Here is a 16,014-nt window from a genome sequence, read left to right as displayed (position 1 = left end):
CCGGTGAGGGCAGCGCGTTTCTCACCGTCACCACCAGCGCGCCCCTGTTTTCGCAGAGCTCCGCCACGCAACTGGCCCGACTGCACGACGTGGCCGCGCCATCAGGCCGACACGTCGAAATAGGCGGGCTGGCCCAGGTCAACCACGACAGCGTCCACGCCATCACCGCGCGGCTGCCGCTGGTGTTGGGACTGATCGCCGCCATCACTTTTACCCTGCTGTTCTTGCTGACCGGCAGTGTGGTGCTGCCCCTCAAAGCGTTGCTGCTCAATGTGTTGTCCCTGACAGCCGCCTTCGGCGCCCTGGTATGGATCTTTCAGGAAGGCCACTTCGGGGCCCTGGGCACCACCCCCACCGGCACCCTGGTAGCCACCATGCCGGTGTTACTGTTTTGCATCGCGTTCGGCTTGTCGATGGACTACGAGGTCTTCTTACTGTCCCGCATCCGCGAGTACTGGCTGGCCTCCGAGCAGGGCGCTGCCGACAACGACGAGAGCGTCGCGCTGGGCTTGGCCCACACCGGCCGCGTCATCACCGCCGCCGCCCTGCTGATGTCGATCTCGTTCGCCGCGCTCATCGCCGGCCACGTCGCGTTCAACCGCGCTTTCGGCCTCGGGCTCACCCTGGCCGTCTTGGCCGACGCCACACTGGTGCGCATGATCTTGGTCCCGGCCTTCATGCACGTGCTCGGCCACTGGAACTGGTGGGCCCCACCGCTGCTGAGCCGGCTGCACCAACGCATCGGCATCAGTGAAACCCCCGCCCCCGCGGGCGTCGGCCAGGATGCACCGGCCCTCGAGACCCTCCACTGACGACCCGCACTGGGGACCGCCGACCCCGCCACCGGGGTCACCCAAGCGCAATCGTCGGCCCGCGAACACGAGCACTCGATGATCCCGGGTGGGTAGCCTGTGCTGGCTACCCCTAATAAGGATGGTTGGCTATAGCGATGTGCCCCGCGATCACCGGACACCTCGCGGCCGGGCAAGGAAGGCTTCGGTGAGCACGCCAGGATCGCTACAGTCAACCGATCGCGACCGCGGCGCAGACGATGCGCCGGGGTTTCGCTATCGGCTGCTCGCCGCACTGGAAGACAGCATCGCCGACACCGGATACGCCGAGACCACCGTCGCCGATGTCGTACGCCGGGCACGGACCTCGCGGCGCACGTTCTACCAACACTTCGACAGTAAACAGGACTGCTATATCGCCCTGCTCACCGACAGCAACGCCACCATGATCAAACAGATCACCGCCGCCGTCGAGGCCAACAGCCCCTGGCCACACCAAGCCCGGCAGGCCATCGAGGCATGGGCCGGCGCGGCCGAATCCCGCCCGGCGCTGATGCTGAGCTGGATCCGCGACGTCCCGGCGCTGGGCGCCGCCGCCCGCCGGCTTCAACTGGAGTTCATGGAAAGCTTCATCGTGCTGGTGCAGGCATTGTGCAATACCGACGCACTGCAGGAGGTCGGTGTCGGACCGGTATCACGTCAACGGGCCATCATGCTGCTCGGTGGTCTGCGCGAACTGACCGCCACCACGCTGGAAAGCGGCGGCCGCATCAGCGATATCACCGAAGAAGCCGTAGAAGCCACCCTCGCCCTGCTCGGCCCGCGCGCCGCCACCGCGCACCCTAGCCCCCCACGCGCGCAGTCCTGACCCCACGGGCGTTGATCCGCACCGATCGGCGCAGGTAGCGGCGGGCGCGACCCGCATCACGGACAACCCCACGGGTCGACACCGGGCTGCGTTCGGTGGTCTGACGCCCCATTGCCACTAGCCGGTACGTTGACGTACCATGATTCGGTACGACGATGTACCGAAGGGAAGGTGTCGGACCATGCCGCGAGGACTGCGCCGATGAGTTCCACCACGACCGCACCGCCAGCACCGCATGTGCCGCCGGGATCGCACTGGCCCACCTTCGTGCAGGGGCTCGCATTCATCCTGGTGCGCAAGCGCCTCATGCAGCTGATGGGTAAGCGATTCGGCCCGGTGTACTCCGCGCGGCTGCCGCTGTTCGGGCCGGCGATCGTCATCAGCGACCCGGCGCTGATCAAACAGCTGTTTCAGACCCCCGCCACGGTTGCGCGCGGGGTCGAACCCAATCTGGACGTGGTGCTGGGCAAGGGGTCAATGTTCGGGCTGCAGGGCGACACCCACCGGCGCCGGCGCAAACTACTAGTGCCGCCGTTTCACGGGAACCGGATGCGCGCCTACGAAAGCCTCATCGAAGAGGAAACCCGCAACGAAATCGCCACGTGGCCCCAAGGCGCGGAATTCCCGGTGCTGCCCTCCACGATGCGCATCACGCTCAACGCGATCCTGCGCGCGGTGTTCGGCGCCCAAGGCGCCCAGCTGGATGCCCTGCGCGAACTCATGCCCAAGATCGTCACCCTCGGCTCCCGGCTGGCGCTGATCCACCCGCTACACCACGACCTGGGCCCTTGGAGCCCCTGGGGCCGCTACCTGCGGCTACGCCGCCAATTCGACGGCATCGTCACCAATCTGATCGCTGAGGCCGAGTCTGATCCGGATCTGGGTGAGCGCACCGACGTGCTGGCGCTGATGCTGGAGGCCCGCTACGACGACGGCGCGGCGATGTCGCACAGCGACATCGCCGACGAGTTGCTGACCCTGCTGGCCGCCGGTCACGAAACCACCGCCACCTCGCTGGCGTGGGCGATCGAGAGGCTACGCCGCCACCCCGAGGTGCTGTCACGGTTGGTTGACGAGATCGACGCCGGCCAGACGGGCCTGCTGCAGGCCACCATCTACGAAGTGCAACGCACCCGCCCCGTGATCGACGGCGCGGCGCGACAGGTCATTGCACCGGCCATGCCGCTGGGCCAGTGGGTCATCCCACAGGGCTACACCGTGCTGGTCAACATCTCGGGCACCCACAACAATGACGCGGTGTTCGCCGACGCCGACCGCTTCAATCCCGACCGCTTCCGCGACGGAGTTCCCGACAGCCACTCGTGGATTCCCTTCGGCGGTGGAACCCGCCGCTGCCTCGGGGCGGCATTCGCCAACATGGAGATGAACGTGGTCTTGCGCACCGTGCTGCGCGAATACCAGCTGGTCCCCACCACGGCGCCCGCGGAGAAGTGGCACAGCAGAGGCATCGCCTACGCACCGCGCCGCGGCGGGCGCGCGCTGGTGTATCGGCGCCCCAACCGCACCGGCGGCGGTCAAACCGCAGACCCGCACACCCCGGCATCCACCACCGCCTCACCGACCTAAACCCCTGCTCAGACAGGCCGGGCCGCTCAGTGCCTTGACCCGGCCGCGGCCACGGGCCGGGCCCCTGCCCAGCGGTTACCCACCACGCGGAGACCGCCGTGCCCCGCGATGACGAATTTGACGACAACAACTCCACCGTATAACTTGTTAGTTGATGAACAAGTATCTGAGAATGGTGTGTCGGTGATGCGAGCGCTGGTTGGTGGTGTGGGCCCGGACTGGGAGCCTCGCGAGATTGCGGTGCCCGTGGCGGGTGCGGGCCAGGTGTTGATTCGGGTGCAGGCGGCTGGGATCAACCGGGCCGACCTGTACATGTTGGAGGGTTCCTATAACCCCAACTCGAAGACCAGCGCGGTGTTTACCGCCGGCTTGGAGTTGGCCGGGGAGGTCGCGGCAGTAGGTGACGGGGTGACCTCGGTGCGCGTGGGGGACCGGGTCTGCGGCGCGGGGCTGGGCGCGTTCGCCGAGTACGCGGTGCTCGACGCGCGCCACGTGATTGCGCTGCCGGCATCGCTGTCCTGGATCGATGCTGCGGCCTTGCCGGTGGGTCTGGCCACCGAGCACGATGCGTTGGTCACCCAGGGCGGTTTCACCACGGGTGCCAGCGTGCTGGTTATCGGCGGCACGACGGCGATCGGTTTGATCGCCATCCAACTCGCCAAGGCGTTAGGTGCCTCGATGGTGGCGGCGACGACCACCTCGGCAGACAAAACGTCGGTGCTCACCGCGGCCGGTGCTGATGTCGTGGTCAACACCCGCACCGGTGATCTTGTGGACGCGGTGACCACGGCGACTGGAGGCGCCGGCGTCGACGTGGTGCTCGACCATATCGGTGGTCAGTTGTTCGCCGACGCGTTCGCCGCGACCAGCCTGAAAGGCACCGTGGTCAACATCGGCCGGCTCGGCGGTGCGCAGTCCACCATCGACTTGAACACGTTGTCATTTCGACGGCTTCGGGTGCTGGGGACAACCTTTAGCGTGCGCACCGCAGACGAGATGGCCGCGGTGTGTGCCGCGCTGCAGCCCGAGGTGATGGCAGCGGTGGACGACGGGCGCATCCACCCGGTCATCGACCAGGTCTTCGGGTTCGACGACGCACGCAAGGCCGCCGATCGTTTGCGCAGCAACGCCACCACCGGCAAGACCGTCTTGACGATGGAGCACCCATGATCGGCGACGCCCGCCAGGACCATCCCATCACCGGCCGCGCCGAGAAGACGCCATGAGCCGACCCGGACCGCGCCGCACTCAGGAAGAACGCCGCGGCGACGCCGAACGCAGGCTCGTCGCCGCGGCTGCCGAGCTGGTCGGCGAAATCGGGCCGGCGCGGGTCACGTTGGCCAACGTCGGCGAGCGCGCCGGCTACAGCCGCGGGCTAGCCAGCCACCACTTCGGCTCCAAGGGCGCGCTGATGCAGCGCCTGGTCGACACCGTGACCCACCAATTCCGCGAAGCGCTGTTCGAACACGATCACGGTGCTGACGCCCTGGCCGAACTGCGCACCTTGGTCGGGATCTACTTCGACGTCATCTGCGATCTGCAACCGGTCAACCGCGCACGGCTGGTGTTGTGGGCCCAGGCCGTCGCCACCCCGACCGAGGAGATCCGGCCCGCCATGGTGGGCGCCGACCGCGAATTCCGCGAGGAGATCGAGAAACGCCTGCGACTGGCCGCGGCCTCGGGACAGATCCCTGCATCGATCAACCCCCACGGTCTGGCGACGGTGATCATCGCCATGCTGCGCGGGGTTGCGCTGCAATCCCTGATCGACGACCACGTCGACCTGGCCGCGGCCCGCGGCGAAATCGAACAATTACTGACAACCCGTCTGGCACAGGAGAATCCGTCATGACCCGCCTATTCGGCACCATCAATCAAATCGGATACGTTGTGCCTGACGTCCACGCCTCGATGCAACAGTGGGTCCGCCTTGGGGTGGGCCCCTGGTTCTACATCGACGACGTCGTCACCGACTACTTCCGCTACCGCGGCCACGACTCGGCCATGACGATGAGCGTCGCGCTGGCCAACTTCGGGGACATCCAGCTCGAACTGATCCAACCCACCAACGACGCCCCCTCGGTGTACAAGGACTTCCTCGACGCAGGCCGCCAAGGCGCACAACACATCGCCTACTGGACCACCGACTACCAGGACCTCTACGACCGCGTGCTGGAGGCCGGTTACACCGTTGCCCAGGAAGGCAGCATCGGCGGCGAGCAAGGCCGATTCGCCTACCTGGACACCGAATTCGATCAGGGCACCGTCATCGAGATCAGCGACATCAGCGGCCCCAAAGGCCAACTGTTCGCCTACATCCGCGACGTCGCCGCCGCCTGGGATGGCAGCGACCCCATTCGGGGGCTCGGATGAGCACTACCGAATTCCCCTACCCCGACCTCGATACCCTGACCCCAGCGCTGCGGGAGGCGGTCGAAAGCCGGGCCTCGCTGAACATCTTCCGTATGATCACCCACAGCCCTAATCTGGCGCCCAGCTTTTTGGCCATGGCCGCCGATGTCCTCCAACATAATTCGCTGCCCGCCCCCTGGCGTGAACTGGTTATCCTGCGCGTCGGGTACCGCTACCGAGCCCGTTATGAGACCTATCAACACGTGCAGATCGGGCGCGCGATCGGCCTGGGCGACAACGAAATCCACGCCGCCGAGTCGGGATCCACCGACGGCCTCGACGCCGCACAGGCCGCCCTGATCCGTTTGACCGATCGGCTGCTGGACAACCACACCCTCAGCGACGCCGAACGCGATCAAGCCTTGGCCATCATGACGGTCAATCAACTCGCCGACTTCACCCTCACCGTCGGCTTCTATCAGCTGGTCTGCGATTTCCTCAACACCTTCGGCGTCACTCCCGAAGACCAAAGCCCCGGCCGGTGAAGGTCCATCACCTCAACTGCGGCACCATGCGCATGCCCGGCGTCGCGCTGGTCTGCCACGTGCTGCTGGTTGAGACCGACAACGGGTTGGTACTCGTCGATTCCGGGTTCGGCTCCCACGACTGCCACGACCCCGCCGCGCGGATCGGAGTTTTCCGCCACGTCATCCGCCCGCTGCTGCAGCACGCTGAAACCGCCGCGGATCAGATCACCGCACTCGGCTTCAATGTCGCTGACGTGCGCCACATCGTGCTCACCCATCTCGACCTCGACCACATCGGCGGCCTCGCCGATTTCCCCCACGCCCACGTCCACCTCACCGCCGCCGAAGCCCGCGGCGCCATCCACGCCCCCACCTGGCGCGAACGCTTCCGATACCGCCCCACCCAATGGGCCCACCGCCCGACCCTGGTCGAACACACCCCCGACGGAGAACCATGGCGCGGATTCACCGCCGCCAAGCCGCTTCACGTCATCGACGACGGCATCGTCTTGGTGCCGATGCCCGGCCACACCCGCGGCCACACCGCCGTCGCCGTCGATGCCGGCCACCGCTGGGTCCTGCACGCCGGAGACGCCTTCTACCACCCCGGCACCCTCGATCACCAGTCTCGCGTGCCGTTCGTGCTGCGCGCCCAGGAAACCCTGATCTGCTACGACCGGAACACCCTCCGGGACAACCAATCCCGCCTCGCTGAGCTTTACCACCGTCGCGACCCCGACCTGCTCATCGTCTGCTCCCACGACCCCAGCCTCTACCAACACGCCCGCGACACCGCCCACAACACGCCATGACAACGCTGTGCATGGATGGGACTGCCGCAGAACGTGATTCGACATCCAAGCGCCTAGCTGTGATCCTGCGCGACACCACCGCGCAAACACCCCACCGCTGTCCACCGCCCCGGAACGCCACCATACTGTGATGCGGTACAGTTACGTACCGCATGGAGGGATGCTCATGCCCTCTCGCAAGCGCAACGATCGGTCACAGCGGTCAGTGAGCCGCGAAATAAGCCCGCGCATAGGCCGGCTCGGAAACATTGGCGCGCCCACGCCGGGGCGGTCGACAGCGGCCAGCGCTGAACCCGCACCTCGACCGCCCCACTAACGTCCCCGCCACCCAACCCCCCGCACCCACTCGAAAGGACACGGCACATGGCGCCACCCAAACTAGGCCCCTTCGGAGCCTTCACCTTCGGACCCGTCAGCGCTCACGATGCCACAGAACTTGAGCAGCTAGGCTATGGCACCCTGTGGATCGGCGGCTCACCCGAAGCCGATCTGACGTTCGCCGAACCCCTACTCGCGGCCACCAAGACACTGGTCCTCGCCACCAGCGTCGTCAACATCTGGTCAGCGCCCGCACAGCAAGTCGCCGCCGCATTTCACCGCATCGACACCGCCTACCCCGGGCGCTTCCTGCTCGGGATAGGTGCGGGACACCGTGAACACACCGTCGAGTATCGCCAGCCTCTGGCCGCACTCGCTGAGTACCTCGACGAACTCGACGCTGCCGGTATCCCCACCGATCAGCGCATCCTGGCGGCCTTGGGCCCAAAGATGCTGCAGCTGGCCGCCGAGCGCAGCGCCGGTGCCAACCCCGCCCTAACCCCCACCCGCTACAACTACGCCGCGCGCACCGAACTAGGCCACGGACCGCTGCTGGTACCCGTTCAAGCCATCCTGCTCAACGCCACCCAACAGACAGCCCGTGTGGTCGGGAGCCAGATCGCCGACGTCTACCTCGGACTGCGCAACTACGTCAACAACTGGCGGCGTCTGGGCTACACCGACGACGACCTCACCCCGCCCGGAAGTCAACGCCTCATTGACGACCTGCTCGCCTACGGCGACCCCGGACACGTCGCCACGCGACTCCGCGAACACCTCGACACCGGGGCCGACCACGTCGCAATACAAGTGCCAGGCACGCTAGCCCAGCTCCTGGCCGCACTGCGCGAACTGGCCGAACCCCTCGGACTAAGCGCACACTGAGACTCGCCGCGAGGAGGGCGTGGGCTCACACAAGTGTTGGCCCACAGCAAGATTGAAGATTATTCAGTGCCCCGGCCAGCGCGTACCCGGTGAGGTCGGCGCGGAATCCCTTCGTGGTCCACGTTGAATTCCAAGCGTCTTAAGTCAAGGGCTGCGTACGTGCTTTGCCATCTGAACCGCACACCCGAGTGGTCCTAGGATTCGCCACGAAGATCCGAAAAACGGTTCCGCCATTTCGATGATAATTCTGCAACACCGCAGTTAGCGTGATCGTCATCCGCCATGCGAAATGAGAACCGACAGGGGTGCTGTAGGTTCTCATTTTGAGTGGCGGAATTCTCACAGTAATGGCGGAGAGATGGCGGATCCGCCACAAAGATGGGAATCTGTTTAGTACTACTAGGTGCTGAGGTAGTCCGCGCGTCTGCGCTACCGCTGTCGGCGCGCGTTTCTAACATCATCACCATGACGGACGAGAGCGACTCGCCTGAAGAGGGGACAGAGCCGCAACAACCCGCTGCCGCCCGGTCGAGCCGCAAGCCTGCCCGGGACGAGCGCGACCGCATCTGTGAACGCGTCGAGGATGTTCTCTATTGGGTGCGACGTACGCGAGTCGCCAGGCTGGCGCCTGATCGATTCCTGACGCCGATCGACTACCTCATCAACCTAAACATGCAGTACCGCGACCACCGAAGGGCGCTAGCCGGCTTCCGGTGGGGTGATGAGGATGAGTGCACAGTTCCACCCACTGATCATGTTCGAATCCCGTCGCTGTTTGTCGTCGAGCTCTTCCCGCCGAGCGTCAAGGAGAATCTGGACCGAGCGATAAAGCGAAACCGCTGGGACACAAAGCAATTACGAATGTTTGGCCGCCACCACTTGCCCACGCCCGACGAGGCCAGGTCCGGAGACCGCTGGCTCTGGTGGAATCTCGGTGACGTTGTGCGTCGCGCCAGCAACGTCACCGTCGGTGATGCTGTCCGCCGCCAGATGCCCAAAGAGTTTGATCGAGTCGAACTTAAAGCCCTGCAGATAGGCCAGGGCATCACGGCTGTCATGGCGAAGTTCGATCTCAATGACGCCGCGATATCTCGGCTCGACGAGGCCTGGCACCGGGATTACCAGCCTGAAATGTATTGGGGTAAAAGGGGTGGAGAATGGCCACGCCCCCTGAGCCCAGATTTTGTGGCATTTCGAAGAGTGCAAGAGGAACGAGGTCGCCTGCATGACGCTGCACGGCAATGGTTCTCCGCCAAATGGCCAGGATTCTTTGCCACAAATCGACAGCCACAGCCTCTACTCGACATAGTCCTGCTCGACGAAATAAGCGCCTATCCTGAGACGCGTCCAGCTAGCGGGGTTGATGGAGCCGTCCGCGCCCTCGGGCTGCCACATACGGTTTACGTTCAGAGGTCGACCAAGTTCCCGGCAATGATCATCGGCGAACGGGATATAGGATCTGACTCGGACATGGAAGATCGGCGCACATGGGCGATTTGGGGCAACCGAACTGAAATCCTTGACGGCCTCGCGGAGACGCTCACGGCTCATGGACTTGGTCACGCTGACAGTTCCATCGCGCACTACATCCACGACGCGATTGAGGACTACTTCCTACGACTGTCCATCAGCGAAATGCTGGAAGTGTGCCAGGGGCGTTACGCATCGATACGAGACGCTGCTCGCCAACACGGCCAGTTGGACCGCTTACGAACTAGCTTGCTGACCATCAGCGTCGACATGAGCAGCATTGACCGAGACATTCGCGCATACAACGCGCGCGGCTGGCAGCGAGATTACGCACAGTTCTTCTTCGAAGATGCGCCGTTTCTCGTCGCCGAACGCGGCGTGCATGGCAGCGAGTCACGTGAGTCGATCAACATGAACGAACACCTGCTGAATGAACAGATGGGAATGCTGGAAACGCTGCGGGCCGCAGACAATGATTACCGCGGCATCCTGACTGCGGCGGCGTCGCTGACGTCATCACTGCAGTCCATCCGGTTGGCCAAGACGGCCATATGGGTGGCGATTTCCTCGCTGGGCGTCGCCGTGGTTACCTTGCTGATCACGGACATTTCAAAACACAGCCTGTTCGGCATCGTTGCCCATTGGTTTGCCCTGCTCCACTGATTTCGGAGTGACCCCGCCGGCGTCGTGAACTCGACCTGAAACCGTCCAGGCTGCGAGGTGGCTTCGCCTCTTGGGGCGCTGGGAACCAAGATCAAGGGTTGTCCCCGATCTGTACAACCGTCTGGTTCCAGGATCCGCCACGAAGATAAGAAAAACGCGTCCGCGAGCCAAATGAGAAAACCGCAACTTCGCAGGTAGAAGCATCGCCATCCCGCAATCGATCTGGTCACCATCGGACAGCCAGCGGTCGGGGGGAGTGAATTTCACTCCGCGCTCGTACGGTTCCAACGAGACTGTCCACCTCCCGCGCTAGCGACGCTGCGCCGGCGCGGAACAGCATCTGCACCTGCAGCGCGTGCACGCCGGTCATCGTGGCGAAGGCCTCGATCCTGTGCCGCTCCTCATGTCCGAGCATCAGTTCGGCACCGAGCTCGTCGCGCCACCGCACGGCCAACGAATAGTGGTCCCAATGCTGGTGTGTCACCAGAATGCGGCGCACATCAGACGGTGTGGCCCCGAGGTGGAAGAGCGCGGTCCGCAGCGTCGTCTCACCCGGCTCATACGCCCAACCAGGGTCGACGAGGGTCAGACCGTCCGAGCCGACTACCGCATAGGCATTGACGGTCTGGAGGTCGGGCAGTGGCAGCGGCAGCGGGACGCGAACGACGTGCTCAGCGATCAGCTTCGCTGACGGCATCCCTCGCCATTGGCGGAACCTGCGACACGACTGCCTCCCGCTGTTCTGAAAAATCTAACGCGGACTAGAAAATTATGTTACCGTGGAGCTTGTATTCGACGCGACATGCCCGGTTTGGTGTCGAAATGACGTTCGAAGGGCGGTTTATTCCAAGCGTGCGAGAGGGGCCGAGGCGTCAGTGACGTCGCCTGCGCAGACTTTGGTGGGTCGTCGGCGCCTGCCGCGGTCGATCGCACAAAAGCCACGGGTCCTGGCCGAGTGGCTGACGGCGCGCGGGGAACCGGTTACCGCGCCCCTGACGGCCGTACGCATCACCAGTGGGCGCATCAACATGTCATGGGCCATCGCCGATAGCTGCGGTCGGCAGTGGATCCTTCGCGAGCGCCGACCCGGCACGGTCCGCGACTTTTCGCGTGAGGCGGCCGGGCTCAGCGCGGCGCTGAGCCAAGGGCTCCCGGTCCCCCGGCTGGTCGGACACAATGACACAGACGCGCCGTTCATCGTCACGACGCGAGTCGCCGGTCACACGCTGCACACCGAAGAGGACGCCCGTGGGCTCACATCGACACAACGTCGCCAAGTCGGGTTCACCGTCGTCGCGGCGCTGGCCCGGATCCACCGAGTCGATCCCGCAACCACCGGACTGCCCCGATTTTTCACCGGGTATATCGACCGGCAATTGAGCGCAATGACCGACGTGTGGACCCTGTCTGGTTCCGACGGGCTCCACGATTCATCCTGGCGGGCATTGCGGGCTCGGCTGATTGACCGAAGGCCACGGCGCGAAGGTCGTCTGACGCTGATTCATGGCGATTTTCGGCTCGCCAATCTCGTGCTGCAGGAGGAGTCGTTGACCGCGATCGTCGACTGGGACTGGTGCACGGCAGGACATCCCCTCGCCGACTTGGCTTGGCTGCTGGTGAACTGGCCGTCCTCGACGGAGACGGGGGCGTTTCCGCCCAGCCCGGTGCGAGCCGGTGGATTCCCCGCCAGGGGCGAAATCATCAGCGCCTACGGCGAAATGACCAATCGTGCGCTGCACGATCTGCCCTACTACCGGGCGCTAGCGCAATGGCGCGCCGCCGCCCTGCTGCAAGCGGAGTTGGGCCGCCAACGCGCGCACGGGCTCGACGAGAAGACTCCGCTTCTCGACGTCGACGCGGTGGACGACGCGATCGCCGATCTGCTGATCGGAGCGTCGAATTTTCTGCGGAGCCCGAGATGATCTCTGCAGTGGACGAGTACACACACCCGTTGAGTTCCGACGTCAACTTCAACGAATCGATGTACTTCAGTTCCACGACCCGGCGGGGAAAATCATCGGTTTTTTGCGGCTGGCGAATCGCCCTAACGAGGGCCGCGGCGAGCGCACCGTGTGTATCTACCTGCCGGACGGAAGCCTCGGTTTCGGCTTCGAGCGGCCACACGTCTCGACCAACGACGTCGTGGCTGCGGCAGGGTTCGCCGTGGAGGTTTACGAGCCGTTCCAAGAGCTGCAAGTCACCTTTGACGACTGTATCCGCGTGCTCGGCGATTCTCGAGACATGACCGAGCCGCGGGCGGCGTTGAGCGGCGCGTTAGAGGTCGCGTGCCGGATCGGCCTGTGCTTCACGGCGCTGGCTTCACCGCACGAGCAGACGTTTGACGCCGACGGCCGGTCGTTCGCGCCCCATCATTACGAGCAACTGACGGTGGTGCGGAGCACAGTCACCGTGAACCAGCGAACGATCCTCATCGACGGGCATCGCCTGCGTGACCACTCCTGGGGACCGCGTTCCTGGCAGGCGCCATGGTTCTGCCGTTGGATGCACGGCTGCTCAAACGGTTTCGGCTTCATGGTCGCCAATTTCGGCGAACCTGACGGAACCAGTCGGCGCGGTGGCTTCGTCTTCGACGACGGCGAAGTGCACGCCTGCGATCGCGTGACGATCACTACCGTCCGGGACGATGACAACTATCAGCGGTCGATCACAGTCTTAGCCCATGCCCGGCAACGGTGTTGGCGAATTCATGGTGAAGCGCGGGCGTCGGTGCCGCTGCGCCACCGCGGCTCCGATGGGGCGCCGAGCACCCGAATCGTCGAGTCGGCCACGCGGTGGCGGACCGACGCCGGCGTGCGCTTGCACGGAATGTCGGAATACCTCGACCAACTCCGCGACGGCAAGCCCGTCGGACTACACGTATAAAGAGAGGCGACAACACGTGAAGACCTATGCCAATCTCGCTGAATTCGAATCGGCCACCGGTCACGAGCTCGGCCCCACCGACTGGGTCGAAGTCGGGCAAGAGCGGATCAACCTGTTCGCAGACGCGACCGACGATCACCAGTGGATCCACGTCGATCCGCTTCGAGCCAAGGACGGGCCGTTCGGCGGCACGATCGCGCACGGACTGCTGACGCTTTCGCTGTTGCCGCGCTTCATGCACGAGCTCTACAGCGTCGAGGGTGTCAAGATGGCGATCAACTACGGATTCAACAAGGCCCGGTTCATCACGCCCGTGGCCGTCGGCGCCAAGATCCGGGCGAGCGCCCGCGTCGAGCAGGTGACGCGCGTCGGCGACGCCGTCCAAGCCACGCTGATCACCACGATCGACATTGACGGCGCGACCAAGCCGGCGGCTGTCGTCGAATCGATTGTGCGCTATGTCGGTTGAGCTGGACCGGCAGGCGAAGGTCGCCGCTGCGCGGGCCCTTTACGAGGCTCTGGGACTGGGCGACCGGGACGCTCTCGGTCGACTCCTGCACCCGGAGTTCGTCGGTCACGCCGCCGAACGCCTGCCGCTCGACATGGGTGGAGTCCACGTCGGCGTCGACGCCATGTGTGACAACCTCTGGTGGCGCATCGGCCACCACTTCAAAGTCCGAGCCGTGCCCGAGAAATTTCAGGTGCTCGAAGACGGCCGGCTGATGGTCTCGGGCACTTACCGCGGATCGGCACGCCAAAGCGGCAACAGAGTCGATGCGTCCCTGATCCACTTGATCGGCTTCGCGCCCGACGGGCGTATCGCATCTCTGCGTCAGCTCACCAACACGGCGGCGTGGCGTTCCGCGCTCGACGGGGGCAACCGGATGCCGACGATCGACTACACGGTCGAGAATGGTCTGGCCACCATCTGCCTCGACCGGGCGGAGGCGCGCAATGCCATAAACTTCCAAATGGCTTGGGATGCACTCGAAGTAGCCAAATCGATCGCCGCTGACACCACCGTTCGGGCTGTTCTCATCCGCGGCAACGGGCCCGCTCTCAGCTTCGGTGGTGACATCGAATACTTTCTCGCCAACTCCGAGCGTGGTTTCGGTGAGTTGTTTGCCGACATGACCGCCCCCTACCACCAGGCGCTCGACATCCTGAGCCGAATCGAGGCGCCGATCGTCACCGCGGCGCACGGCGCGGTCGCGGGCGGGGGTCTCGGCTACGTCTATGCCGCCGATTTGGTGGTGGCGGCCGAAAACACCCGATTCGTGACTGCTTTCGCCAGAATCGGAGTGTCCGGTGACGGCGGGGGCACGTGGCACCTGCCGCGACTGATCGGGGCGCGCCGCGCCGCGGCGGCGTACCTGCGTAACACGCCGATCACGGCGCACGAGGCGCTGGCCTGGGGCATCGTCAACGAGGTGGTAGACGCTGACGAATTACTCGATCGCGCGACGGAATTGGCGACGGAGCTGGCCCAAGGGCCCACCACGGCCTTCGCGCATATGCGGAGGCTGCTACGAGAAAGCTGGTATAACGACCTCCCGGCACAGCTGGCCGCGGAGACACAGGCACTCAAGCAGGTCGGCGATACCACAGATGCGGCAATGGCGTTGAAGGCGTTTGCCGCCAAACGTGCACCCACATTCACTGGAAGGTAAACGATGTCTGGACTGATTCACGACTCCGACGAGCATCGGGCGATCCGCGACAGTGTCGCGGGCGTCGCGAGTCGATACGGACAGCAGTATTTTCTGCAACGCGCCCGCGGGGGCGAGGACATTCCGGAACTCTGGAAGGACCTCGGCGCCGCCGGGTTGTTGGGCGTGCACCTTCCCGAGGAATACGGGGGTGGCGGCGGCGGTATGGCCGAGGCGGTCGTCGTCGTCGAAGAGCTTGCCGCGCATGGCATGCCCATGCTGGTGTGGGTCATCTCCCCGGCGATTTGCGGAAGCATCCTGGCCCACCACGGCTCGGTGGAGATGAAGCAACGCTGGTTGCCCGGCATCGCCGACGGCAGCCAGAAGATGGCATTCAGTCTCACCGAACCCGATGCCGGTTCCAACAGCCACAACGTGCAGACGACCGCCCGGAAATCGGGTTCGGGGTGGGTAATTTCCGGGTCCAAGTACTACATCTCGGCGGTCGACCAGAGCGATGCCGTCCTGGTCGTCGCCCGTGACGGCGACCTGTCGACGCCGGAGAAGTCCCGCCTTTCTCTGTTCGTCGTGCCTATCGACAGCCCGGGGTTGACCTATCAACAGATCGACACCTCCATCGTGTCGCCCGATAGGCAGTTCACCGTTTTCTTCGATGACGTCGAGGTCGGTGAGGACGCGGTCATCGGCCAGGCCGGCAACGGCCTGCGGCAAGTCTTCGACGGCCTGAACCCCGAGCGCATCCTTGTCGGCGCAATCTGCGGCGGAGTGGGACGATACGCGGTGAGCAAGGCGGCGGACTACGCCAAGGAACGTCAGGTGTGGTCGACGCCGATCGGTGCGCATCAGGGCATCGCGCACCCGTTGGCGGAGAGCCACATCGCCGTGGAATTGAGCCGGATGGCGACGGCCCTGGCCGCGCAATTCTTCGACGCCGGCCAACCCGCCGGTGAGGCCGCCAACATCGCGAAATTCGCCGCGTCGGAGGCCGCGCTCAAAGCGTTGGACCAAGCGATCCAGACGCACGGGGGCAATGGATTGGCCCACGAGTACGGGTTGTCCGAACTGTGGTTCGTCACACGGCTGATGCGCACCGCGCCGGTCAGCCGGGAAATGGTTCTCAACTACATAGCCCAAACCTCACTGGGCTTGCCGCGCTCGTACTGAGCGGCAATCACTACTTAGGAGCAT

The 16,014-nt window shown here is 64.7% G+C and carries 16 protein-coding genes; 15 read left to right on the top strand and 1 reads right to left on the bottom strand.

From position 1 onward, the window contains the following. The 10 genes from HMPREF0591_RS20990 to HMPREF0591_RS32450 form a co-directional block, all read left to right on the top strand. Positions 1–812: MMPL family transporter (locus tag HMPREF0591_RS20990; RefSeq protein ID WP_007170636.1), on the top strand; the 812-nt coding region annotated here is incomplete at its 5' end. A 187-nt stretch (positions 813–999) separates the two neighbouring features. Then, positions 1,000–1,659: a TetR/AcrR family transcriptional regulator gene (locus HMPREF0591_RS20985; protein WP_007170635.1), complete on the top strand. Its 660-nt coding sequence runs from the start codon at positions 1,000–1,002 to the stop codon at positions 1,657–1,659. Positions 1,660–1,860: 201 nt separating this feature from the next. Beyond that, positions 1,861–3,246, top strand: coding sequence for a cytochrome P450 (locus HMPREF0591_RS20980; protein WP_007170634.1), 1,386 nt, complete (start codon positions 1,861–1,863; stop codon positions 3,244–3,246). A gap of 108 nt (positions 3,247–3,354) precedes the next feature. Next, a complete protein-coding gene (locus HMPREF0591_RS20975) occupies positions 3,355–4,416 on the top strand; it encodes a quinone oxidoreductase family protein (protein WP_007170633.1) in 1,062 nt (353 codons plus the stop codon). Positions 4,417–4,468: 52 nt separating this feature from the next. After that, positions 4,469–5,098, top strand: a complete 630-nt coding sequence (locus HMPREF0591_RS20970; RefSeq protein ID WP_007170632.1) for a TetR/AcrR family transcriptional regulator — start codon at positions 4,469–4,471, stop codon at positions 5,096–5,098. Continuing rightward, positions 5,095–5,619 (top strand): VOC family protein, encoded by a 525-nt coding sequence (locus tag HMPREF0591_RS20965; RefSeq protein WP_007170631.1) that lies wholly within the window; start codon positions 5,095–5,097, stop codon positions 5,617–5,619. The genes HMPREF0591_RS20970 and HMPREF0591_RS20965 overlap by 4 nt, the downstream gene beginning before the upstream one ends. Beyond that, complete coding sequence (locus HMPREF0591_RS20960) at positions 5,616–6,143, top strand: carboxymuconolactone decarboxylase family protein (RefSeq protein ID WP_007170630.1); 528 nt, start codon at positions 5,616–5,618, stop codon at positions 6,141–6,143. Before HMPREF0591_RS20965 ends, HMPREF0591_RS20960 begins: the two co-directional genes overlap by 4 nt. After that, the gene (locus HMPREF0591_RS20955) at positions 6,140–6,937 is read left to right on the top strand and encodes an MBL fold metallo-hydrolase (protein ID WP_007170629.1); all 798 of its coding nucleotides are present in this window, start codon (positions 6,140–6,142) and stop codon (positions 6,935–6,937) included. The genes HMPREF0591_RS20960 and HMPREF0591_RS20955 overlap by 4 nt, the downstream gene beginning before the upstream one ends. 363 nt (positions 6,938–7,300) lie before the next feature. Next, on the top strand, positions 7,301–8,140 hold the full coding sequence (locus HMPREF0591_RS20950; protein ID WP_007170628.1) for a TIGR03620 family F420-dependent LLM class oxidoreductase: 840 nt from the start codon (positions 7,301–7,303) through the stop codon (positions 8,138–8,140). A 465-nt stretch (positions 8,141–8,605) separates the two neighbouring features. Then, positions 8,606–10,273 carry a hypothetical protein gene (locus tag HMPREF0591_RS32450; RefSeq protein WP_157137528.1) on the top strand — a complete coding sequence of 556 codons (1,668 nt, stop codon included), beginning with the start codon at positions 8,606–8,608 and terminating at the stop codon, positions 10,271–10,273. Positions 10,274–10,499: 226 nt separating this feature from the next. On the opposite strand, the gene HMPREF0591_RS34015 is transcribed toward HMPREF0591_RS32450, so the two are convergent. Continuing rightward, positions 10,500–10,970, bottom strand: coding sequence for an MBL fold metallo-hydrolase (locus HMPREF0591_RS34015; protein WP_007170626.1), 471 nt, complete (start codon positions 10,968–10,970; stop codon positions 10,500–10,502). 82 nt (positions 10,971–11,052) lie between these two features. Here HMPREF0591_RS34015 and HMPREF0591_RS20930 point away from each other — a divergent pair, with 82 nt between their 5' ends. The 5 genes from HMPREF0591_RS20930 to HMPREF0591_RS20910 all read left to right on the top strand — a co-directional run bounded on the left by HMPREF0591_RS20930 (position 11,053) and on the right by HMPREF0591_RS20910 (position 15,990). After that, positions 11,053–12,195, top strand: coding sequence for a phosphotransferase family protein (locus tag HMPREF0591_RS20930; protein WP_341860209.1), 1,143 nt, complete (start codon positions 11,053–11,055; stop codon positions 12,193–12,195). Positions 12,196–12,298: 103 nt separating this feature from the next. Beyond that, entirely contained in the window at positions 12,299–13,156 is an 858-nt protein-coding gene (locus HMPREF0591_RS20925; RefSeq protein WP_007170624.1) for a DUF7064 domain-containing protein, read from the top strand. A gap of 16 nt (positions 13,157–13,172) precedes the next feature. Further along, a complete protein-coding gene (locus HMPREF0591_RS20920) occupies positions 13,173–13,625 on the top strand; it encodes a MaoC family dehydratase (protein WP_007170623.1) in 453 nt (150 codons plus the stop codon). Continuing rightward, entirely contained in the window at positions 13,615–14,826 is a 1,212-nt protein-coding gene (locus tag HMPREF0591_RS20915; protein WP_007170622.1) for an enoyl-CoA hydratase-related protein, read from the top strand. Before HMPREF0591_RS20920 ends, HMPREF0591_RS20915 begins: the two co-directional genes overlap by 11 nt. Before the next feature lie 3 nt (positions 14,827–14,829). After that, the gene (locus HMPREF0591_RS20910) at positions 14,830–15,990 is read left to right on the top strand and encodes an acyl-CoA dehydrogenase family protein (protein ID WP_007170621.1); all 1,161 of its coding nucleotides are present in this window, start codon (positions 14,830–14,832) and stop codon (positions 15,988–15,990) included. Positions 15,991–16,014 lie beyond the last annotated feature (24 nt).

Source organism: Mycobacterium parascrofulaceum ATCC BAA-614, from assembly GCF_000164135.1.
Classification (GTDB): domain Bacteria; phylum Actinomycetota; class Actinomycetes; order Mycobacteriales; family Mycobacteriaceae; genus Mycobacterium; species Mycobacterium parascrofulaceum.
The sequence above is the reverse complement of the archived record's forward strand: the minus strand, read 5'-3'. Positions and strand labels throughout refer to the sequence as shown.

Bases quoted from the DNA above. Each gene is read 5' to 3' on its own strand.
- HMPREF0591_RS20950 (WP_007170628.1), top strand. From the start codon at position 7,301: ATGGCGCCACCCAAACTAGGCCCCTTCGGAGCCTTCACCTTCGGACCC.
- HMPREF0591_RS20980 (WP_007170634.1), top strand. From the start codon at position 1,861: ATGAGTTCCACCACGACCGCACCGCCAGCACCGCATGTGCCGCCGGGA.
- HMPREF0591_RS20965 (WP_007170631.1), top strand. From the start codon at position 5,095: ATGACCCGCCTATTCGGCACCATCAATCAAATCGGATACGTTGTGCCT.
- HMPREF0591_RS32450 (WP_157137528.1), top strand. From the start codon at position 8,606: ATGACGGACGAGAGCGACTCGCCTGAAGAGGGGACAGAGCCGCAACAA.
- HMPREF0591_RS20915 (WP_007170622.1), top strand. From the start codon at position 13,615: ATGTCGGTTGAGCTGGACCGGCAGGCGAAGGTCGCCGCTGCGCGGGCC.
- HMPREF0591_RS20960 (WP_007170630.1), top strand. From the start codon at position 5,616: ATGAGCACTACCGAATTCCCCTACCCCGACCTCGATACCCTGACCCCA.
- HMPREF0591_RS20910 (WP_007170621.1), top strand. From the start codon at position 14,830: ATGTCTGGACTGATTCACGACTCCGACGAGCATCGGGCGATCCGCGAC.
- HMPREF0591_RS20970 (WP_007170632.1), top strand. From the start codon at position 4,469: ATGAGCCGACCCGGACCGCGCCGCACTCAGGAAGAACGCCGCGGCGAC.
- HMPREF0591_RS20975 (WP_007170633.1), top strand. From the start codon at position 3,355: ATGACGAATTTGACGACAACAACTCCACCGTATAACTTGTTAGTTGAT.
- HMPREF0591_RS34015 (WP_007170626.1), bottom strand. From the start codon at position 10,970: ATGCCGTCAGCGAAGCTGATCGCTGAGCACGTCGTTCGCGTCCCGCTG.